The organism is Paraburkholderia sp. DHOC27 (assembly GCF_003429005.1).
Taxonomy (GTDB): Bacteria; Pseudomonadota; Gammaproteobacteria; order Burkholderiales; family Burkholderiaceae; genus Paraburkholderia.
The window spans coordinates 164,359-185,349 of the sequence record NZ_QVQV01000010.1 but is presented as its reverse complement, the minus strand read 5'-3'; the positions used below and the strand labels follow the sequence as shown (position 1 = coordinate 185,349).

The window sequence follows — 20,991 nt, the reverse complement described above, 5'->3', positions numbered from 1 at the left end:
GCTACCGGTATCATCTGATCTGGAAGTCGGGATATACAATGCCCTGGCCGTCGGGGTCCACGGGCTGACGCCAGCTTCCTGAGATAAGCCGGCCTTGTAGGGCGGAGAGCGCAAAGCCTCAATACCGAGAAAGATATGACACTCGTAAAGAAATCGAAAATCGCGGCTTCCGCCTTAAAAGCAACGGCACCGGGCCCGGCGCCAGCGCCGTCCGCGGCCGCCCCGGCCGCCCCGGCCAAGAAGACGCGCAATGCCCCTGCCCGCCAACAGACCATATCTGAACGGGTTGCCGCGGCAACCGAGGAATTGGCGGCCGGGCTCACACAGGCATCCGCAGCGACCAAAGAACTAGGCCTTTCAATGGAGCAAATCGCCGCCGGGGCCGAAGAAGCCGCAGGCGCGTCCCAACAGCAATCGGCCGGAATGAAACGCATCGTCGCGTCCCTCGCAACCGCGAAAGCGGAAGCCGATGCGTCCGGGCGCCGTGCAGAAACAGTTTTGACCACGCTTGTGGAGACTAACGCGCAGATCAGCTCATCCATTCGCTCGATCGAACGAAACGCCGAGCGCCAGCTCGTCATTGTCGGTGTGATCGGCGAGCTTGAACGTCGCGCCAAGGAGATTGGGACGATAACGCAGACTGTGAGCGATATCGCCGACCAGACCAATATCCATGCCCTGAATGCCGCCATCGAAGCGGCCCGCGCCGGCGAACAGGGGCGCGGTTTTGCTGTGGTCGCGGAGGAGGTGCGTACCTTGGCCGAGACTTCGGATAAAAGCGCGCAGGAGGTCCAACAACTCTCAGAGGCTATCCAGACCGATGTGGGTGCTGTCGTCGCAGCGCTCAAGTCTGCTTCGGAAAACGCCACCGCCCAGGCCGTGGCTGCAACCAAGGTTGTCGCGGCGCTCGCGAGCAGAAGAAGCGACATGATTCGCATCGGCGAGGACAGCCGAGCCGTTTTTGCCGCCGCGATTGAGGCCGAAAGCGCCGCGCTTGAAGCCGAGAAGGGTACGGAGGAAATCGCCAGCGCCGCCGAAGAGCAGTCCTCCGGCGCGATCGAAGTGCAGGTGGTGGTCCAGGAGCAGCACAAGTCACTGGAACAATCGCAAATAGCAGCCCGCGCCCTGGCGACCCTTTCCGAAGAACTCCGAGACGGGGCGGCCGGCGCCTCGACCGCTGAGCAGATCGGTTCCTCGGCTGAAGAGCTTTCGGCAACGATCCAGGAACTTTCCGGTACCGCCACAGAAGTCATGGCCGCTATCGAGGAAATCAACCGCGCCTGCCAGTTGCAGGCCTCGGCCACGCAGCAAACTTCCGCCGCCCTCGCGCAGATTGAAAAGAGCGCCCAGCTCTCGCAGAGAAACGGGCTGGGGGCACGCGAGCGGGTAAAGGCGCTCGAAGCGGGAATCGCGCAGAGCAGCGAGGCCATCAAAGGGCTGATCGACGGCGTCAAGATTGCCCTGCAGGAGACGCAAAAGAGCGTCAAGAGCGTTGGCCGCCTCGGCACGGTAGGGCGGAAGATTGAAAAGACCGTTAATGCCATTTCGATGACCACCCTTCAGACCGGCATGCTGGCGGTAAGCGGTTTGGTCGAAGCGGCACGCGGCGGAGATGCCGGGCGCGGTTTCGCAGTGGTCTCGACCGATATCCGAAATCTTGCTCGCGAAGCGTCAGAAAATATTGACCGCGCCAAGGATACGGTGCGGGACATCCTCGATCAGGTCGCGGCACTAGAGCGCGAGCTTGATCAGATCATCGTCTCCGCTGAGCTCGAAGTACAAAACAACCAGGCTGTTTCGTTGTCGCTCGAAAAAATCTCTCTCGAGATCGAGGCCTTGGGCGCCGGGAGCGCGCTTATTGTCGAAGGTGCCGACGCCATATTGACGGCCGCTGTGGAAGCCGCAGCCGGGGCCCGGCAGGTAGCAAGTGCGGCAGAGGAAGCAAGTGCTGCCTCCCGTGAAGCGGCAAGCGCCGCCGCCGAACAAGCCCAAGGGGCGGAGGATCTCGCTGCCGCCATCGAAGAGATTGCCTCCCTCGCCGATGAACTGAAGCTGCAAAATGCCTGAAATTTTCGAAGACCTTGGAGCGGTATCGGCCTTTCAATTTCTGACCTTCAGGATTGACGGGCGGCGCTATGCGCTGCCCGCGCATGAAGTCGCGGAGATCATCCGCATCCCGCCGATGACCCGGGTTCCGCAAAGCCCTTCAGCGCTTCTTGGCATCGCTAATTTGGGCGGCGCCGTCCTGCCGGTCGTCAGTCTGCGCGCGCTGCTGGGCATTGAGGAGACGCAAGCGCGCGCCAGCACGCGCGCGGTCGTTCTCAACATCGGAAGCAATGCAGCCCTTGTCGTCGACGCAGTGGATAACCTGATTGGGATTACGCCCGAACAGATTGAAACGCATCAGTCCGAAGTCAGCACGGAAACCGGCGAGAAGCTAAGAGGGTCATTTCTGACCGGCGCTGAAGGCGAAGCTGCGAAAATCCTCGACATCAAAGGCCTCTTGGACGCCGTGTTCGCACGACGTTCACGCGCTACGCACCAAGCCGCGCGTACCGTGATAGCCGAAGCAGTCGAAGTGGTCGAGGAAGGGAAAACCGCGCATGAAATGTTGCTCACCTTTGAAGTCAGCGGTCAGGAATTTGCTCTTGATCTCACCGATGTTCAAGAGGTCATATCAGCTCCCAAAACCCGAACCGCAATCCCCAAAGCTGAAACGTTGGTGCTCGGGGTCACGGCTCTCCGCGGCACCTTGCTGCCACTTCTGTCATTGCGCGGTCTACTTGGCTTTCCGATTGAGGCGCGAGCCGCTAGCCGCGAAAAAGTCGTGGTGTTGAATGTCAACGGGGCGCAGGTGGGGCTGGTCGCCGACGCGGCGCGGGCAATCGTCGCGGCGGAGACCCATCTTGTCGATCCGATTCCGGCGGTTCTCGCCTCCCGGGCGGGGGGAGAGTCGAGGATAAGGGCGATCTATCGCGGCGATGCCGGAAAGCGGATCGTTTCGATCCTGGCGCCGGAGCAGTTGTTTCGGGAGGACGTAATGCAACGTTTGCGGACCCATCACCAGCGAAGCGAAGCGCAATTGACTGCGCAAGCGACTGCTACGGAAGACAACGAGAGCTTCTTGATCTTCCAACTGGGCGGGGACGAATTTGCCCTGCCCATCGATGCGGTCGAAGAGATTGCGGCCCTCCCGGCTCAGATCACTCGGGTTCCAAAAACGCCGGAATTTCTGGAAGGCGTTGTCAATCGTCGCGGCGTGGTGCTGCCCGTGATAGATCTTCGCCGTCGCTTCGATATGCCCCTGTCGACCGGTGTGACGGGGCGACGCCTTATCGTTGTCCGCACCGAACAGCACCGTGCCGGCCTCGTCGTTGATGGCGTCTCGGAGGTCCTGCGGACCAGCGAAGCGGCGATTGAAGAGGCGCCAGACTTGACCGATGACATCGCTCGGCTAGTTAACGGCGTTATCAACCTCAAGGGGGCGGGTCGCATCGTCCTTCTCCTTTCCCCGCCTGAGTTGCTGACCCGCGCCGAGCGCGGCATACTCGATAAATTCCAGGCTGATTAAGGGCGGGTTGTTGAGTGATTAAAGTTCTGATTGTCGATGACTCCGCTCTGGTTCGAAAGCTGTTCGGCGGCGTCTTCGGAAATGATCCCGAATTCGAAATTCAGTTTGCGCCCAATGGCCTGGAAGCGCTGGAGAAGTTGAAGGTCTTCAAGCCGAATGTCATCACGCTTGATGTCCAGATGCCTGGAATGAACGGACTGGACTGTCTTGATTTGATCATGCTGGAAAAACCCACACCGGTGGTCATGGTCTCGACATTGACGGCTGAGGGTGCCGAAGCGACACTTGACGCGCTACGCCTCGGGGCCGTCGACTTCGTGACCAAGCCGGGCGGTGCGGTCTCCATGCGCATGGCAGAGTTTGCTCCCGTTCTCCTGGAAAAGGTGCGCACGGCCGCAACGGTTAAGGTCAGGGCGAGCGCGCGCTTGCGAGAGCGCATTCGACACCACGCCAGTATCTCCGGCACGACAGGGCTCCGCTCAAGGCCCAAAGATCAGGCACCGGCGCTCGCGCCCGAGACCGGTGAACGGCTAGTGGTTGTTGGAACGTCGACCGGCGGGCCGCCTGCGCTTGAAGCTCTGCTGACCACGCTTCCCGCAGGCTTTCCTTGGCCTATCGTGATCGCCCAGCATATGCCAGCAAGCTTTACCGGCCCTTTGGCGCGCCGCCTGGATAGCATTTGCAATATCCGTGTACAGGAAGTCCGCAGCCCGACCGTGCTCAAACCTGGTACAGCGTACATCGGGCGTGGCGATGCCGACGTCATTGTGACCCGCCGTGCCGGGGCGTTGTTAGCCATGGCTGCCCCCGCCGAGGCGAGCTACCCTTGGCACCCAAGCACCAACCGGCTCGTGCAATCGGCCGCTGAGCATGTCGCCCCCCGCCAGCTCGTGGGCATTCTCATGACAGGTATGGGCGATGACGGTGCGTCAGCCATGGCCGAGCTGCGCACATTGGGAGGTACGACGATCGCCGAGGCTGAAGAAACCGCCGTGATCTGGGGGATGCCCGGCGAATTGGTGAAACGGGGCGGCGCTAAATGGGTCGAACCGTTGCCCAGGATAGCTGATCGCTTGATGTCTCTTGTGTCTGTCCATGCCTCTGATTCGTAAATCATCTACCCCTCCCATCCCCTTCCCTTCCGGTGAGAGCGACGTGCTGCGCGCCCTGACCGAGGGGCAGACGGAGGAACGGTGGCATGCGGCCCGTGCCGCCGGCGATGTGGCTGGTGGCGCGAAGGCGTTGGGGGCCGCACTACTTTTTGAGCGCGACGCCCGTATCCGCGAAGCGATCCTTACCAGCCTCACCCGCATGGCCAGCCCGGACGCAGTTGAGGCGGTCTTGCCCCTGATGCGCGCAGAGAGCGCCGCCTTGAGGACTGGTGCCATGGATGCCTTGAGGGCGATGAAGCAGGCCGCATGGCCTTATCTGCCGCAATTGCTGGCCGATTCTGACGCCGATGTCCGTTTGCTAGCCTGCGAGATTACGCGAACGCTTCCCGGAGAGGAAGCGACAACGCTTCTCTGCAGCCTGATCGAGCGAGAGAGTGAAGTCAATGTCTGCGCGTCGGCCATCGAGGTCCTGGCCGAGGTTGGCACTCCTGAGGCTCTCCCCGCCCTCGAACGGTGTGCCGAGCGCTTTCAAGGCCAGCGCTTTCTCGAGTTCTCTATCAAGGTCACCGGCCACCGTATCCGGTCGCAAACTGCCGGACCGACGTGAGCGAGTTCCCCGCGATTACCGAGGAGGAATTTCGCAGGCTTTGCGAATTTCTCTATCGGCGAACAGGGATGGTCTTCACGGAGGCCAAGCGCTACTACGTCGAACGCCGTCTCGTTGAACGCATGTCGATCGTGGGCTCCGGATCATTTGGGAGTTATTTCGCACGCCTGCGTACCGATGTAGACCGCGAGATTGAGCGCCTCATCAATGCAGTCACCGTTAACGAAACCTACTTTTACCGAGAGGACCACCAGCTCCGCTGCCTGACCAATGATCTTCTAGACGATCGTCTGAAGCATAAGGCCAAGGGAGAAACCATTCGCATCTGGTCGGTGCCTTGCTCGACTGGCGAAGAGCCCTTTTCGATTGCCATATGGCTCCTCGAAAACTGGCGGTTGGTCGATCAATACGACATCGAGATTGTCGGCTCAGATATCGACACGATGGTGATGGAGAAAGCCCACGCCGGGTTTTTCGGCAAGCGAGCCCTGATGCGCCTCACGGACGACCTCGTCCGGCGATATTTCGAGCCGCAAGGACGCGAAGTCTGGAGGATCATCGACGAATTGCGCCAATCGGTCCTCTTCACACCGGTCAATATTGTCAACCTTGAGGAGACCCGGCAGCATGGACGCTTCGACATCATCTTTTGCCGCAACGTCCTGATCTATTTTGACGATGCCTCGCGTCGCGTCGCCGCGGAGAATCTTTACGAAAATTTGATGCCTGGCGGATTCATCTGCCTGGGGCATACGGAGTCGATGAGCCGCATCACCTCCTTGTTCTCCGTGCAGCATTTTACCGACGCGATCGTCTATCAAAAGCCACGGGAGGGCCCACATGAGCGATAAGAAGATGCGCGTAATGGTGGTCGATGATGCAGCGCTTGTGCGGCTCTTTTACCGCGAGACGCTTGAGACAGCGGGATTCATCGTAGATGAAGCGCTCAATGGGCTGGAGGCGCTTGAAAAAGTTCTTCTTAACGCCCCAGACTTGCTCATCGTTGATGTCAACATGCCACAGATGGATGGCATAACCTTCATCAAGACGCTGCGGCGACAAGAACGTCCTGTCGCGGGAATCCCGGTCCTCGTTACTAGCACGGAGGCAGCTCCGCAAGACTTTGCCGCTGCACGGGAGGCCGGTGCGAATTTTTACCTCGTGAAGCCCCTTGACCCCGACAGGCTGAGCGCGTTTGCTGCCATGATGTGCGGGGTGGCCACATGAACGAATTCCTTGAACAGTTTCTGATTGAGTGCCGCGAACAGGTCGAGCAGGCGACCGCCGATCTTTTGGCTCTCGAAAAATCGCCATCGAATATCGAACGGCTGGATAGCGCCTTTCGCGCGTTTCATACCCTGAAAGGGGGCGCAGGCATCGTCGACTTTGACGCGATGGCCGACGCCCTCCACGGGGCGGAAGATGGCCTCTCCTACGCCCGCAACGGGACGATAGCGATTTCGACGACTTTTATCGGTGATTGCCTCGCGTGCCTTGATCAGGTTGAGCGATGGGCAGACGAGATAGCCAAATACGGTGATCTTCCCAAAAACGCAAGCAAGGAAGCGGCGGCCATTGTGGCGCGTTTCTCACACGGAGACGCAGCGGGTCCAGGCACCGATCAACAGCCCGAAGCGGAGCCATCTGTCGGCTGGCTGGCCACTATATTGGCGGAACACCCGGACGCTGCGCGAGAGGCGCGTTGCGCGCTCCAATATACGCCTGACGCGGATTGTTTTTTTTCCCATGAGGATCCGCTTGCGCGTATCGAGGGAGTCCCCGGGCTGTTGGCCGTCGAAATCTCCCCGCTACGTCCTTGGACGCAATTGTGCGACGTCGATCCGTTTCAATGCAATCTTGTGCTGACGGCCCTCTCAAGCGCGTCGGAGATCGATATCCGCAAAGCGCTGGCCGACGTTTTGGATCGCTGCCACATTGAAGTCCTCGGAGGGACCGCTGGGAAAGCCGCGCCCTCCTTGTTAATCGACGCGCGTGCTCTCCTGGAAGCACAACTTGCGCTTCTTGAAAGCACGGTTGGCGAAGACCTTGCCGGTAAGGTCGCGTCCGCAGGCGCGGTCGTGATTAATGTGCTTCGTGCCCAAGGTAACGACGGCCAGACAGTCTCGATCGAAAAAGCAATGGCGCAAAGCTTGGCAGAGGGCAAGACCACTCGCCTCACGGACGCGATCAAGGCGACACTTTTTGAGGAGGTCGCCAAACCAGTTGCGCTGGCACCTTTCGGTACCGAGACTGAGACCGCAGCGCGGTCCCTGCGAATCGACTCACGGCGAGTGGACAGCCTGGTCGATCTTACGGCCGAGCTCACGATCGCCAAGAACGCAATCGGCCACATAGTGGCTTTGGCCCAGAACGGCGAAGAGGGATTGGTGCCGCTGTTAAAGCAACGCTTCGCCGTTCTTGACCGCCTGATTGGTGACTTGCAGCAGGGCGTCCGTGGCCTGCGGGTTCTGCCATTGCGGCATGTGTTCCAGCGATTTCCTCGCCTGCTGCGCGAGATTGCGGCAGGCCTCGATAAGTCAGTCGATCTGGTGACGGAAGGTGCTGAAACGGAAGCCGACAAAGCCATCGTCGAGATGCTCTTCGAGCCGCTTTTGCATGTGGTGCGCAATGCCGTCGATCACGGAATTGAGGACAAAGCGGGCCGCCTGAAGCAAGGCAAGTCAGCAGTAGCGAAGGTTGGGCTTCGAGGCTATCGCGAGGGCGAAAACGTTCTCGTCGAGATCACCGACGACGGACAAGGGATCAATGTGGAGCGAGTTCGCCAAGTGGCGCTTCAACGGGGCGTGGTAACGGCAGAGGCGCTTGCCACCATGAGCGAAGCGCAGGTCACGGCCTTGATCTTTGAACCGGGATTTTCGACAGCGCAGTCTGTGACCGAACTCTCTGGCCGGGGGGTGGGCATGGACGTGGTCCGGACCAAGGTTGCTCGCATGGGCGGCACGGTCGGCATCGAGAGCACGCCCGGAGCAGGCACCGCAGTCCGCTTTACGCTCCCCTTCAGTGTCATGCTTACCCGGATCATGGTTGTGAGCGCCGCAGGGCAGAAATTTGGCATTCCGCTTGATGCCGTGGTTGAAACTTTGCGCGTGGGTCGTGACGCTATTGCACCGGTTGGCGCGGCGCAAGCAATTGTGCTGCGCAACCAGACCGTTCCGGTAATCGATCTGCGAGAGGCCCTCAACTTACACGGCGAAGGTGACCGGCCCGGAGACGCCATTTTGGTCGTCGCCAACGTCGACGGCGTTCCGAGCGCCCTCCGGGTCGACGCGATAGGCGAGCGCTTCAACACCATGTTGAAACCCCTGGAAGGCCTTCTGAGCGGAACTCCCGGCCTGGCCGGTTCAACCCTCCTTGGCGATGGAAGCGTTCTTTTGATCTTGGACCTTACGGAGCTCTGTCGATGACTGTCGAAGCCGCCGCAAATGGCATAGTTGTCCTGTCCGGCAAGTGCCCCAGCGAAGATGCTGAACCTCTACAGCGCTATCTTCTGGCGGATCCGGTTCCCACAGTCGATTGGCGGACTTGCGAAGCGCTGCATGCTGCCGTTTTTCAGGTTCTCCTGGTGGCCCGCCCGCATATGGTTGGGCCGCCGGGAGCTGATTTCTTGCGCCGACTGGCCGGGCATTTACCTGGCGAGGGAAAGTTATGACACAACGGCGGACTTAGCTGTAAAATTCTGAGCACTTCCGTTCACCGAAAGCCTCCATAATGCCGCGGAAATGAGCCTCACTATTCTGATCGTCGATGACAGCAAACTGGCGCGCATGTCGGTCGTCAAGTCGCTGAACGCGCTCCATCCAGACTGGACCCGCCTTGAAGCAGGTAACGCGGAGGAGGCCCTTCGTCTGACCCAGGACAGCAACCCCGATATCGCGCTCCTCGACTTCAACATGCCGGGCCTTAATGGTCTTGATCTCGCCGCTGAGCTACGTGACTCCCATCCTCACATGATTATCGCCCTCATTTCGGCCAACCGGCAGCAAGACGTAATCGCACGCGCCGAAGCGATGGAGGCCAGCTTTCTCGCCAAGCCGCTCACCGAAGCTGCGCTTGCGGTGTTTTTGACCAAGACCGTAGACGCGCTCGGAAAGGACTGACAGTTTGAACGCATCCGCGCCCATCCAGCTGAGCGAATTGGAACTCGATGCGCTCACTGAGCTGGTCAATCTCGGCATTAGCGAAGCTGCCGGTGACCTGGCAACGATGGTCCGCCAGGAAGTAGTCTTGTCGGTCCCAAGGGTCGCTTTGGTTGGACGGGATGAGGCGATTCATGTACTTGGTGGCGCTGAAGCCAAAGATCTTGTTGCTGTGCATCAGGTATTTGAGGGCGATATCGTTGGTCGCGCGCTCTTGATCTTCCCCGAAGCAAAAAGTCTCGAACTCGTCCGAGCTGTTGTCGGCGGCGACCTGTCTTTAGAAGATATCGTCGAACTGGAACAGGAAGCACTTTCCGAAACCGGCAACGTCATCTTGAATGGCTGTCTTGGAACGATTGCCAACGAACTTGAGCGCAGCCTGAAAATCTCGCTGCCAGAGGTTCTTCACGGGCGCAGCGCGGATTTATTCGCTCTGGATCCGCCACCGGAGGCCGGCGACACGGTGATGCTGATCTATATTCACTTCGCGGTCCGTGAACGTGATATAGACGGACATATCGCAATGCTGCTCGATATGCCCTCTCTGTCGGTCTTGAAGGAACTTCTCGCTGCCTATATCCGTCGCGTGGCGGGCGACGTTCAGATTTAGACCTCATGGCCGAAAAGGATAAGTCTGTTCAAAATCACATTCTGGACGCCGTCGATGCCGGAATGATCGTCCTTGACGCTGACCGACGCATTGTCCGCTGGAACGCCTGGATGACATCAGCGAGCGGTAAAGGCCAGGAAGACGTCCTTGGTGCGCGCCTTGCCGAGGTTTTCCCGCGTTCCAACCTCGCGCGTCTTGATGCCGCAATGACGGCTGCCATCAAGCGCGGACTTTCCGGTCTCTTGACGCATGCGCTCCACGCTCAACTCCTGCCGCTGCGGACGAGGGCTGGCCGCGAAATGCTGCACGACGTAACTGTCTCCTCAATCCCCGATGGCTCAGATGGAAAGTGCCTGATTCATATCGTCGATGTGACCATGGCTGTGCGGCGCGAGCGCTATCTGCGTGATCGCCAGAAAGCGCGCTATGACGCGGTGGTTGAAAACGCCCCCGATGCCATCCTGACCTTGGACGCGGATGGGATCATCCGCCTTGCCAATAATGCAACCCAATTTCAATTCGGATATGACCACGGTGAGCTGATTGGCCAGCCCGCGGCATGTCTCTTTGAAACGAAGGAAATCTGGCAAGCAGCCTGGCACCGCGTTCTCGAACAGGCGCAACTTCCACATCCGGTGGAATTGACTATCCTGTGCAAAGACGGTTCTCGCGGATACTTCGAACTATCTGCTTCGCGGTGGAAGAACGACAACCACCTTCATGTCACTGCTATCCTGCGCGATGCCGGTGAACGCCGAACCGCAGAAATGGAATTGCGAGCCAGCGAAGAGCGCGCTCGCGCCTCGGCGAAGGCCTTGGCAGAACTAAATGCAACGCTGGAACAGAGGGTCACTGAGCGCACGAATCAGCTGCTAGAAGCCGAAGAGGCACTCCGTCAAAGCCAGAAGATGGAGGCCATCGGCCAGCTCACTGGTGGAATTGCGCATGATTTCAACAATCTTTTGCAGGGCATTCTCGGCGCCCTCAATATGGTGAGCAAGCGAATGGCGGAAGGGAGGATCAGCGAAATAGAACGGTTTTTGCACGGGGCTGTTTCCTCTGCCGAGCGCGCTTCGACGCTGACGCACCGTCTTCTCACATTTTCGCGTCGCCAGCCAATCGCCCCCAAGCCTATTGATGTCAACGCGCTGATTGGGAGCATCGAAGAACTTGTGCGCCGATCTCTGGGCGAGCGCGTAAAGATGGTTATTTCGTGCGCCGACGACCTCTGGCTGATTCGCTGTGATGCCAACCAGCTCGAAAATGCCATCCTCAACCTCGCGATCAACGCGCGTGATGCGATGCCGGATGGAGGCACTTTGGCGATCTCCGCCGTGAATGCATCGTTCGACGCAGCGCAGGCGCTGATCCGGGACCTGCAGGCGGGTGACTACGTCGTCCTTCGCATTCATGATACCGGCGTAGGAATGGCTCCGGACGTTCAGGCTCGCGCCTTCGATCCGTTTTTTACCACCAAACCGCTTGGCAAAGGAACAGGGCTCGGACTTTCCATGATCTATGGATTTGCCCGTCAAGCCGCAGGGTCTGTTCGGATCAAAAGCGAAGTGGGCAACGGATCGACCATCGAGCTCAGTCTCCCTCGATTTGATGGAAACGCGACGGTCGTCCTCACCGAGCCTCTCCCCGTTGCTGAGGATGGCGCTGGTAACAATGAAGTGGTGTTAGTGGCCGAAGACGAAGAGGTCGTGCGCCTTCTGGTTGTGGAGGTACTGAGTGATCTTGGGTACCGCGTGCTTGAGGCGGCGGACGGCCGCGCGGCCTTGCGGATCTTGCAATCAACGCAGAAGATCGATTTGTTTGTGACTGATATCGGCTTGCCCGAAATCAACGGTCGGCAAGTGGTCGATGCTGCGCGCGAAATGCGGTCGTCCCTGAAAGTGCTCTTTATGACCGGTTACGCCGAAGTCGCAGCAGATGGGCAGTTTTTGGAAAAGGACATGGAACTCATCTCCAAACCATTCACCGTGGACAAGTTGGCAGCGAAGATTAGAGAGATGCTGTCAGTCTGAAGGTGGCGTCTGAAGCAAGCTTTCATGCTCGACAATAATCAGGATTCCTTCTAAATTACGAAAATAACCGTCAATTCATTGCTGTCAGACGCCCCCAGAACCTCCAGGGATAAAAAGCATAGAATTGAGGCCGCGCATGCAGTCTTCCGCACGCCAGGAGCACACGAGTTGAACAACACTTCGATCAACGACAGAGCTGATGAATACGATGCAACGCCCATCTCCTTTGGCGTACCCGGCCTTGATGAAGTCTCGTCGAGGTGGCCAGCGAACCGTGTCCACCTGCTCGAAGGCGCCCTTGGCCGCGGCAAGACAACGCTAGCGCTGCAGTTTCTTCTTGAAGGAATCAGACGATGAGAAAGGGTTCTTTACATCACGCTGGCTGAAACCAGACGGGAAGTGCTGGCCGTCGGGAAGTCGCACGGATGGATCCTTGACGAACTGAACATCCCGGCATTCACGCCGCCAGAATTAACTCACGATTCCAGTCAGCATCAGAGCGTCATTCAAGTCGCCGAGCTTGAACATGATGAAACCCTTTCGACGATTCTGGCGGAACTAAACCGGGTCGCGCCGGTTCGCGTCGTTCTGGACAGTCTGTCGGAAATACGAACGGCTGAGCGTACTGGCATCGCGTCACGCGCGTTAACGCAAAGGTCATCCGGCTTTAGAGTGACTGCCTCGCCCTACAGGCGGTAGCGCTACGCTTCGTCCTTACTCTTCCTGATCACGCTGATAGCACCGTTACGCTCGAGCACGGCGGCCTCGACATTTACCATCTCGCGTGCTCCGAGCGTCTGGCGGACGCTCTCCTGAATGTCGGTCGCAGTCACCAGAGCCCTTGTCATCTCTGCTTTGTTGAACTGCCCGTTGCTAAAGACCTCTCTCTCAACCCCCACCAGCAGTTCTTCCAGCGCACGGCTGTACATGCAAAGCCAAGCCAGCAGTCGGTGAAGCATAACTATTACAGTCGATGCCACGACGGTCGCCAGAAATGGGGAAGCGCCAACGATCGCCCTGCTAAGCGTCGCACCTAACAGGATTGCGACGACGTAGTCGAAAGCCGAACGCTGACCAAGCGAACGTCGACCAGCGATGCGGATCAGCGCCAGGGCGATCATAAACACGACCAACGCGCGCATACCCATCTGCAGGATGCTCAGGTCCCTTCCCTCGCCGAACAGCATTGCGATCATGTTCACGTTAACCGCGGATTGATTCTATCTACGTCGTCCAGCAAATCGCAGACCAGGCGACTGACGCCGAAGGAACTTACCCGCTAGCTACGAGATTCACGACCACCCGTTTGCTGCCGGGCACATTCTTTGCGGCATCAACCGGGCGTGGCGCGCGACGCGAACGCGTGGAGTGAACAATGAGAACACAGCATGTGGATGTCGCCGTGATCGGCGCGGGAACCGCAGGCATGGCCGCGTGGCACACCGCCACACAAGCCGGCGCAAGCGCGGTATTGATTGAAGCAGGCGCGTTCGGCACGACCTGCGCACGTGTTGGCTGTATGCCATCGAAACTGCTGCTGGCCGTGGCGAACGGCGTTTATGACGCGCGGCAACTACGTTCACGAGGTGTAGACGGAACCGCTGGGCTGCAGGTCGACGGCCAGCTCGCCATGCAATTCGTGCGGCGCGAACGCGATCACTTCGTCGCCAGCGTACTGAAGGAAATCGCCTCACTTCCGCAGGAATGTCTGCTTCGCGGGCGCGCGCGTTTCGCGGCGAGCGCGAGTGAAAGCCATCGTCTGATGATCGATGACGCGTGGCAGATCGAAGCCCGCAGCGTCGTGATCGCAACAGGCGCTACCCCTCACGTACCTCCAGAGTTCAAGGTGTTCGGTGAGCGTCTGTTCACGAGCGACACGATCTTCGAAATTGAAACGCTGCCTCGCAGACTCGCCGTGTTCGGTGCAGGACCACTCGCGCTCGAACTTGCGCAAGGGCTGTCACGCCTAGGCGTCGACGTGCGAGTATTTGGCCGAGACGGAGAAGTGGCAGGCATCACCGATAAGAGCGTTCGTGATGCGCTGAAAAAAAGCCTGGCCAGCGAGTTCTATTTCGACCCGGACACCACCATCCAGGATATGTTGGTTGAAGACGGTATCCCTACCATCAGGTTTCTCGCCACCGACGGCCTCACCCGCCGCGAGCAGTTCGATGCTGTGCTCGTCGCAACTGGCCGGCGCCCGGCCCTGAAACCGCTATTGCTGGAGCACGCCGGCGTCGAAATGGACGATCACGGCACGCCATGTTTCGATCCCGCCTCGATGCAATGCGGCAGCAGCAGCATCTTCGTGGCTGGTGACTGTGACGGCTCGCGACCCTGGCTACAGGACGCGAGCGATGAGGGACAGCTCGCCGGCGCTAACGCCGCGCGATTCCCCGACGTCGAACGGGTGAAAAGAAAAGTGCCGTTTTCCGTGGTGTTTTGTCAGCCGCAGGTGGCGACAATCGGGCCACCTATCAGTGCTTTGGACGAAAAAGACATCGTGACCGGCTTCGTTTCCTTCGAAGACCAGGGTCGCAGCCGGATTGAGGGCCAGGCACACGGCGCGTTGCGCCTGTACGCCGAGGTATCCACGGGCCGCCTGATTGGCGCTCAGCTATGCGGACCACAAGCCGAGCACCTTGGCCATCTACTGGCATGGGCCGTGCAATTGAGCCTTTGCGTCGACGAAGTGCTGGCGTTGCCCTTCTATCATCCTGTTGTCGAAGAAGGTCTGCGCACCGCGCTCCGGGATGCCGGCGCCAAGCTGCATGCGAAGCGTGGTGCAAGCGCGCCTCATATGGCTACCGCCGTTGGTTGTTAGCCTTATTGCTCCGTTGCTTCGAAGAGATCGCGAGGAACCCATATGTCACCACGCAAGCATGATCCTCCCGAAAGCGACAGCGACGAAAAGCCCACAGTCATTCCGCTTCAAGAACCGGTGACGCTCGAAGCGTGTCGCCGCTGCAGCCTCTGGCATGATGCCACGCAACCAGTAGGCGGCCTGGGACCGAAACACGCCCCAATCATGATGGTCGGCGAGCAACCCGGCGATCAGGAGGACTTGCAAGGCAAGCCTTTCGTCGGCCCTGCTGGGCGGATGCTCGACACAGCACTCGAGGAGGCCGATGTCGCTCGAGAGGATGTGTATGTCACCAATGCAGTCAAGCATTTCAAATGGACGCCGCGCGGCAAACGACGCATGCACAAGACGCCTGCGCAGCGCGAGATAGACGCATGCCATTACTGGCTAGCGCGGGAACTGGCCGAAGTCCAGCCGCGTGTGCTGGTCGCGCTGGGCGCAACGGCATTGAAAGCGCTACTCGCAGACAAGAATCTTCGTTTGAGTGATGCGCTCGGCAAGACATTTGAGCGGGATGGACGTGTCGTGATAGCGACCTGGCATCCTTCGTATGGATTGCGTGCGCGCGATGCCAGCACGAGAGAGCGCGTCTACGCGGACATCGTAGACGCTTTGCGAAGGGCCGGTGACGCGGCGCGCAGTAATACCAGCAGCACACGGGGCAAGAAGCGGCCGTAAGTCACATCTTTACGACACGCCCACCGGACCTGCCGTCGCCATGACATAGTCAATCCGGCCGCGGCAGATTGAAATCGTTATAGCGGGCCGCAGATTGATGAGCCCATCATGTCATTAAAGCAACTTGGCAGCGGCTTGAACCCTGTGCCGACGCTCCTTTTCCAACGCCTTCAACGCTTGTCGGGCGTCGCGTTCCCTGTCGAACAACGATCGATTTTCCGCGAGCAGTCCTTCACTGGCCACGACATCATTGAGCGCTCCAAATCGTTTCTGGATTCTTTTCAGTTTTTTCACTGACTTATGGTGCTTGCGGGCCAGCATCGGCTCGAAGAAATCCAGCAGATATCGCATTTTCTTACCGGCTTTCCGGACTTCGTGATATGCCTCGTAATTGGAGCGCGAACCATGGGACGCGCGCCGCATGCGTTTTCGCAGGGACTTTTCAGCTGAACGCAAACGCTTCTTCGCGAACTGCTTCAGCGATGTGTTTCGGCGCGAAATATCCAGCGTAGCTTGAGCACTTCTCAGCGCATCGTCCAGTTGCGAACCGATAGCGGCGTGCGACAGTATTGCCCGGCTCTTGTTCGAGGCTTCGACGCGCGCGGCGCGGAGTTTATCTAGAGGAGCCTTGTCGTCTCCAAGCTCACAAAGCAGGCCGATGAGTATGTCCCAATCGCGCGTCTGCCCCGCCGCTTGCGCGAGTCCCTTCAACAGATTTCGTTGACGGTCGTCGAGTGCCTTATCCAGCAAGGGTCGATATGCCCAGAGAAGTGATCTCAGGCGGCGAAGCGCGACCCGAAGTTTGTGAAGTACCTCGGCGTCCGCATTTTCCTGAAGCGCTGCGGCGTGAGCGACCGCCACCTCAATCAACGGTGTCGCAAAAGTTGTGAAATGCGCTTCTGCGGTATCACTGGCGGGCACGCTACTATTCTCGGGTTTCATTCGATCTCCTTGTCATACCCGTTGTAGCAAGCGCAGTTCCCAATGCCCCTTATTGTTTGCCTTGATGTCAGGGAAGCGATAGGTAACACTGACGCTAATCGGCAGTGCTCCGGACGCGGCCGGAAAAAAGTACCCAGACTTCAACACGGGCGCACAAGCGTTCGGTTTCGGCGTGCTGAACGTGGCAAAATACCGAGATTAAGCCTTCTGTTTCAGCGACCTCCCTTCTGGTCGATAGCCAATGCACTGCTCGGCTAGCCCCCGTCGGCCGATAGGCGCGATCAGGTGTTTCGACTACGTATTGGTTCATCCGTCATGGAACGCAATCGCGCACCCTACGATAGTGACGTGCTCTCATCTCGCGCGATGAGAGAGCCCGACTACGCGTTGGAAAACGCGGCGCTTGTACGGCTTGCCAGAGCCCAGACGGGTCCGCGGGCGAATCTGCTCGATGAAATTGCGCAAACCGCACTGTTGATTTGCCAAGCTGGCAGCGCGGGGATCAGCCTCATCGAAAGTGTGGGAGACAGCCGTCAGTTCAGATGGCTCGCCGTAGCAGGACTCTGCTCGGACTTGCGTGACCACGTGACCGCATGGGACGCGTGCCCCTGCAGCATCACGTTGCAAGCTGGCGAGCCAAGGCTGTTTATCGAACCGCAGGACCAGTTTCCATGCCTGCGCTTTCCGGGTATCGATGTCCCGGAAGGGCTGGTGGTTCCGATAACGAATGACGATAGGCAACTGGGGGCGATATGGGTCATGTCCCACACGCCAGAGCGCCGGTTTGATCGCGAAGATGTTCGCATGCTTTCAAATCTGGCCGTGTTCGCAGGTTCAGCGTTGACCATCGTCAACGATCGGGATAACGGGATTGCCAGCGACCAGCGGCATGGTGAGTTCATCGCCATGCTCGGCCACGAACTTCGTAATCCGATGGCACCCATCGATAGCGCCATCGGTGCAGCGAAAAAACTATGTGCCGAGAACAGCACCGCCGTCGAAGTCCTGACTGTCGCGCAGCGACAGGTACGGCATCTGCGCGCCCTGGTGGATGACCTCCTCGATGCCGCCCGCCTGAAGCACGGCAAGCTTGCTATCCGGCACAGTGACACGTCGCTCAACGACATCGCATTTGACGCAGTGACGACGGTTAAACATCATTTTGATTCACGACGCCACACGCTGAAGGTTGTGGGGCTGGATGCCCCCATTCGTGTCTTTGCCGATCATGTCCGCTTGAGTCAGGTCTTGGGCAACGTTTTGTCAAACGCAGCGAAATATACGCCAGTGGGTGGCACCATAGAAATGACCGTGGAAGTGGGAGCCGATCCGGAGTCCCGCCAACACGGCGTCGTGACAGTTCGCGTAAAAGATGACGGAATAGGGATAGATCAGGCGGCGCAACCCCATGTCTTCGAACTTTTTGCCCAATCCGTCCGTAACAAGGGGAGAGCCGAAGGTGGGCTGGGTATTGGCCTCGCTGTTGCCCGGCGCATGGTGGAACTGCATGGCGGCTCCATTTCCTTGCACAGCGACGGGCCGGGCACTGGAACGGAGGTGACGCTGAAGCTTCCGATTCTGAAGGAAAGCCCCACGTCAGATGTACCGCAGTTTGCAAATAAAGAGGCGTTGCCCGATTCTGTTCGTCTGCTTTTAGTCGATGACAACCGGGACGCGCTGATGGCCTTGGGCATTCTGCTGGAGCTTGAAGGGCATAGCGTCAACACAATCGACAATGGCCGTGACGCCATCCGCCTGATCACCGAAACACGGCCGGAAGTCGCAATCATTGATGTCGGTATGCCTGACGTCGACGGATTTGAAGTGGCGAATGCAGTCCGTCTCAACAGGGGTCTGGACGACGTTTTACTTGTAGCGTTGACGGGATATGCAGCCGAGTCCGATAAATCGCGGGCTCTGACCGCCGGTTTTGACTACCACCTGACCAAACCGATGTCGCTCGATAAACTTCATCACATCATCCGCAACCGCACGAACGCCGGACTCCGTGGAATCGTTTGACGACGCGAGACAACCACCGCTCGACGTTCCCGACTTCAACGACCGTACTCCGCCTGCTCCTGCAAGTTGCCATCACGGCAGATGGTTGCCGCCCGTCACCCCATACACCTCGCCCGTCACAAAACTGGATTCTTGCGACGCAAGCAGAACATAGATGGGTGCGAGTTCGGCAGGCTGGCCTGGCCGCTTCATCGGCGCCTCCGATCCGAACTTTTCGACCTTGTCTTGTGGTTGTCCGCCGCTCGGCTGTAGCGGCGTCCACACCGGACCCGGCGCAACGGCGTTCACACGAACGCCCTTGCCAATCACCTGTTTTGCAAACGCATGCGTGAACGCGGTGATCGCGGCCTTGGTCGACGCATAGTCGAGCAGCCCAGGGCTTGGTTGATAGCTCTGGATCGACGTCGTGTTGATGATGGTGGCACCTGGCGGCAGGTGCGGCAGCGCCGCCTTGCATAGCCAGAACATGGCAAACACGTTGGTTCGAAACGTCGCTTCCAGTTGTTCGGTGGACAGATCGGCAATATGCTCAACGAACGTCTGTTTGCCCGCAACGTTCACGAGGATATCGAGTCCACCGAGCCGCTCGACCGATTCAGCCACCAGCTTCTGGCAAAACGCCTCGTCTCCAATGTCACCCGGAATGGCGACCGCTTTACGCCCTGCCTCTTCGATGAGCTTCACGACTGCCCGCGTGTCGGTCTCCTCGCCTGGCAGATAGTTCAGCGCAATGTCAGCGCCTTCTCTCGCGAAAGCAATGGCTACCGCACGTCCAATCCCGCTGTCCGCGCCGGTGATCAGCGCGCGCCGCCCGGCGAGCCGGCCGAATCCCTTGTAGCTCGTTTCGCCGTGGTCGGGTTCAGGCGTCATCTGACTGGCGAGTCCAGGTGCGGGTTGCGGCTGCCGCTCGAAGTCGGGTTGAGGATACTGCGTGGTGGGATCCTGCATGGTGAACTGATTGTGCGTGGAAGGCATGTCATCGACTCCGTATCTAACGGGTAAGCATCTGCCTGAATTACTCAGGCGGTCTGGGATTCCAAGGTCTAATTGGGCGGTGCCGTGCGACTGAAACTCGCCTCTCGATGCCGCAAGCGACGTGCCTTCCATATCCCGTCTACCGGGCATGGCTGCTGCTCGATCTCCTGCACGACCGTTGCCCCAACGGATCGCTCCACCCCCGCCGCAAACCCAGGAGGTCAGCATGAAAGCACTGGTTTATGAAGGTCCACGCAAAGTCATCGTCAAGGAAATGCCGGACGCGAAGATCGAACGCCCCACTGATGTTCTTGTCAAGATCACCACCACGAACATCTGCGGCTCGGACCTGCACATGTATGAAGGCCGTACCGACATGGAGACGGGCCGCATACTGGGTCACGAGAATCTTGGTGTGGTGGTCGAAGTGGGCGGTGGCGTGGAGCGCATCAAGAAAGGCGATCGCGTGTGCTTGCCCTTCAATATCGGCTGCGGATTCTGCCAGAACTGCGAACGCGGTCTGACTGGCTTCTGCCTGACGGCAAACCCGGGCATGGCTGGCGCAGCCTATGGATTCGCCGGCATGGGTCCGTATAGCGGCGGCCAGGCCGAGTATCTCCGCGTGCCGTTTGGCGACTTCAATTGCCTTGTATTGCCGCCCGACGCGGAAGAAAAAGAGAACGACTACGTGATGCTGTCCGATATTTTTCCCACCGGCTACCACGCGACCGTGCTGGCCGGTGTCGAACCGGGCGATAGCGTCGTGATTTACGGTGCGGGTCCGGTCGGCTTGATGGCGGCGTTATCCGCGTCGATCAAGGGTGCGAGCAAGGTGATGGTGGTGGACAGTCATCCTGACAGACTCAAGCTCGCAGAGAAACTGGGCGCGATTCCCGTGGACGACAGCGATGGCTCATCGGCCGATCAGATACTCGAAATGACCGGCGGTGAAGGCGCGGATCGTGGCTGCGAATGCGTAGGCTATCAATGTAGTTGCAAGGGCCACGAAGTACCGAACCTCACCATGAACAATCTCATCAAGGCCGTGCGTCCGACCGGTGGCATCGGCGTGGTGGGCGTGTTCGTGGCCGAAGATCCGAAAAGCGAGGACGCGCTCGCGAAGAAAGGACAGCTTGCCCTTGATTTCGGGCAGCTATGGATGAAAGGTCAGCACATTGCAACGGGTCAGGCGAACGTCAAGGCATATAACCGGAAACTACGTGACCTGATCGCTGCTGGCAAGGCCAGGCCTTCACAGATCATCTCGCACGAGCTGCCGCTGGAAAAAGCCGCTGAAGGCTATAAGCATTTCGACGAGAGGGAAGAAGGCTGGACCAAGGTCGTGCTGAAACCTGCGGCCTGACGGCTAAAAGGCCGTCGCAGCTGATTGTGCGGCGGCCTTTGGCTGACTCAGGCAGTTTGCA

The 20,991-nt window shown here is 59.0% G+C and carries 19 protein-coding genes; 16 read left to right on the top strand and 3 right to left on the bottom strand.

The window, feature by feature from the left end; translation table 11 throughout:
• Nucleotides 1-135 precede the first annotated feature (135 nt).
• The 12 genes from D0B32_RS28310 to D0B32_RS32715 all read left to right on the top strand — a co-directional run bounded on the left by D0B32_RS28310 (nt 136) and on the right by D0B32_RS32715 (nt 12,444).
• On the top strand, nt 136-2,067 hold the full coding sequence (locus D0B32_RS28310; RefSeq protein WP_117337632.1) for a methyl-accepting chemotaxis protein: 1,932 nt from the start codon (nt 136-138) through the stop codon (nt 2,065-2,067).
• Nucleotides 2,060-3,571, top strand: a complete 1,512-nt coding sequence (locus D0B32_RS28305) for a chemotaxis protein CheW (RefSeq protein ID WP_117337631.1) — start codon at nt 2,060-2,062, stop codon at nt 3,569-3,571. The genes D0B32_RS28310 and D0B32_RS28305 overlap by 8 nt, the downstream gene beginning before the upstream one ends.
• 14 nt (nt 3,572-3,585) lie before the next feature.
• Nucleotides 3,586-4,683, top strand: a complete 1,098-nt coding sequence (gene cheB / locus D0B32_RS28300; RefSeq protein WP_117337630.1) for a chemotaxis-specific protein-glutamate methyltransferase CheB — start codon at nt 3,586-3,588, stop codon at nt 4,681-4,683.
• Nucleotides 4,667-5,290: a HEAT repeat domain-containing protein gene (locus D0B32_RS28295; RefSeq protein WP_117337629.1), complete on the top strand. Its 624-nt coding sequence runs from the start codon at nt 4,667-4,669 to the stop codon at nt 5,288-5,290. Before cheB ends, D0B32_RS28295 begins: the two co-directional genes overlap by 17 nt.
• Entirely contained in the window at nt 5,287-6,141 is an 855-nt protein-coding gene (locus D0B32_RS28290) for a protein-glutamate O-methyltransferase CheR (protein ID WP_259295192.1), read from the top strand. The genes D0B32_RS28295 and D0B32_RS28290 overlap by 4 nt, the downstream gene beginning before the upstream one ends.
• Nucleotides 6,131-6,517 (top strand): response regulator, encoded by a 387-nt coding sequence (locus D0B32_RS28285; protein WP_117337628.1) that lies wholly within the window; start codon nt 6,131-6,133, stop codon nt 6,515-6,517. Before D0B32_RS28290 ends, D0B32_RS28285 begins: the two co-directional genes overlap by 11 nt.
• Nucleotides 6,514-8,715, top strand: a complete 2,202-nt coding sequence (locus D0B32_RS28280; protein ID WP_117337627.1) for a chemotaxis protein CheA — start codon at nt 6,514-6,516, stop codon at nt 8,713-8,715. The genes D0B32_RS28285 and D0B32_RS28280 overlap by 4 nt, the downstream gene beginning before the upstream one ends.
• Entirely contained in the window at nt 8,712-8,960 is a 249-nt protein-coding gene (locus D0B32_RS28275; RefSeq protein WP_117337626.1) for a hypothetical protein, read from the top strand. Before D0B32_RS28280 ends, D0B32_RS28275 begins: the two co-directional genes overlap by 4 nt.
• Before the next feature lie 70 nt (nt 8,961-9,030).
• Nucleotides 9,031-9,408: a response regulator transcription factor gene (locus D0B32_RS28270; RefSeq protein WP_117337625.1), complete on the top strand. Its 378-nt coding sequence runs from the start codon at nt 9,031-9,033 to the stop codon at nt 9,406-9,408.
• A 4-nt stretch (nt 9,409-9,412) separates the two neighbouring features.
• Entirely contained in the window at nt 9,413-10,057 is a 645-nt protein-coding gene (locus tag D0B32_RS28265) for a chemotaxis protein CheX (protein ID WP_117337624.1), read from the top strand.
• A 5-nt stretch (nt 10,058-10,062) separates the two neighbouring features.
• Nucleotides 10,063-12,087 carry a PAS domain S-box protein gene (locus D0B32_RS28260; protein ID WP_117337623.1) on the top strand — a complete coding sequence of 675 codons (2,025 nt, stop codon included), beginning with the start codon at nt 10,063-10,065 and terminating at the stop codon, nt 12,085-12,087.
• A gap of 168 nt (nt 12,088-12,255) precedes the next feature.
• Nucleotides 12,256-12,444, top strand: a complete 189-nt coding sequence (locus tag D0B32_RS32715; protein WP_181969934.1) for an ATPase domain-containing protein — start codon at nt 12,256-12,258, stop codon at nt 12,442-12,444.
• A gap of 344 nt (nt 12,445-12,788) precedes the next feature.
• On the opposite strand, the gene D0B32_RS28250 is transcribed toward D0B32_RS32715, so the two are convergent.
• A complete protein-coding gene (locus D0B32_RS28250) occupies nt 12,789-13,283 on the bottom strand; it encodes a DUF421 domain-containing protein (protein WP_117337621.1) in 495 nt (164 codons plus the stop codon).
• A gap of 179 nt (nt 13,284-13,462) precedes the next feature.
• Between D0B32_RS28250 and D0B32_RS28245 the strand changes: the two genes are divergently transcribed.
• Together D0B32_RS28245 and D0B32_RS28240 are read left to right on the top strand one after the other, a co-directional pair.
• Nucleotides 13,463-14,911 carry a dihydrolipoyl dehydrogenase gene (locus D0B32_RS28245; RefSeq protein ID WP_117337620.1) on the top strand — a complete coding sequence of 483 codons (1,449 nt, stop codon included), beginning with the start codon at nt 13,463-13,465 and terminating at the stop codon, nt 14,909-14,911.
• Nucleotides 14,912-14,953: 42 nt separating this feature from the next.
• On the top strand, nt 14,954-15,628 hold the full coding sequence (locus tag D0B32_RS28240) for a UdgX family uracil-DNA binding protein (protein ID WP_117337619.1): 675 nt from the start codon (nt 14,954-14,956) through the stop codon (nt 15,626-15,628).
• A 114-nt stretch (nt 15,629-15,742) separates the two neighbouring features.
• On the opposite strand, the gene D0B32_RS28235 is transcribed toward D0B32_RS28240, so the two are convergent.
• Nucleotides 15,743-16,570 carry a CHAD domain-containing protein gene (locus tag D0B32_RS28235; protein ID WP_117337618.1) on the bottom strand — a complete coding sequence of 276 codons (828 nt, stop codon included), beginning with the start codon at nt 16,568-16,570 and terminating at the stop codon, nt 15,743-15,745.
• Between the two features lie 285 nt (nt 16,571-16,855).
• Between D0B32_RS28235 and D0B32_RS28230 the strand changes: the two genes are divergently transcribed.
• The gene (locus tag D0B32_RS28230) at nt 16,856-18,592 is read left to right on the top strand and encodes an ATP-binding protein (protein ID WP_259295191.1); all 1,737 of its coding nucleotides are present in this window, start codon (nt 16,856-16,858) and stop codon (nt 18,590-18,592) included.
• A 72-nt stretch (nt 18,593-18,664) separates the two neighbouring features.
• Here D0B32_RS28230 and D0B32_RS28225 read toward each other — a convergent pair whose 3' ends face one another.
• Nucleotides 18,665-19,567, bottom strand: a complete 903-nt coding sequence (locus D0B32_RS28225; protein ID WP_117337616.1) for an SDR family oxidoreductase — start codon at nt 19,565-19,567, stop codon at nt 18,665-18,667.
• A gap of 226 nt (nt 19,568-19,793) precedes the next feature.
• On the opposite strand from D0B32_RS28225, the gene D0B32_RS28220 reads away from it, so the two are divergent.
• Entirely contained in the window at nt 19,794-20,930 is a 1,137-nt protein-coding gene (locus D0B32_RS28220; RefSeq protein ID WP_117337615.1) for a glutathione-independent formaldehyde dehydrogenase, read from the top strand.
• Nucleotides 20,931-20,991: the final 61 nt, after the last annotated feature.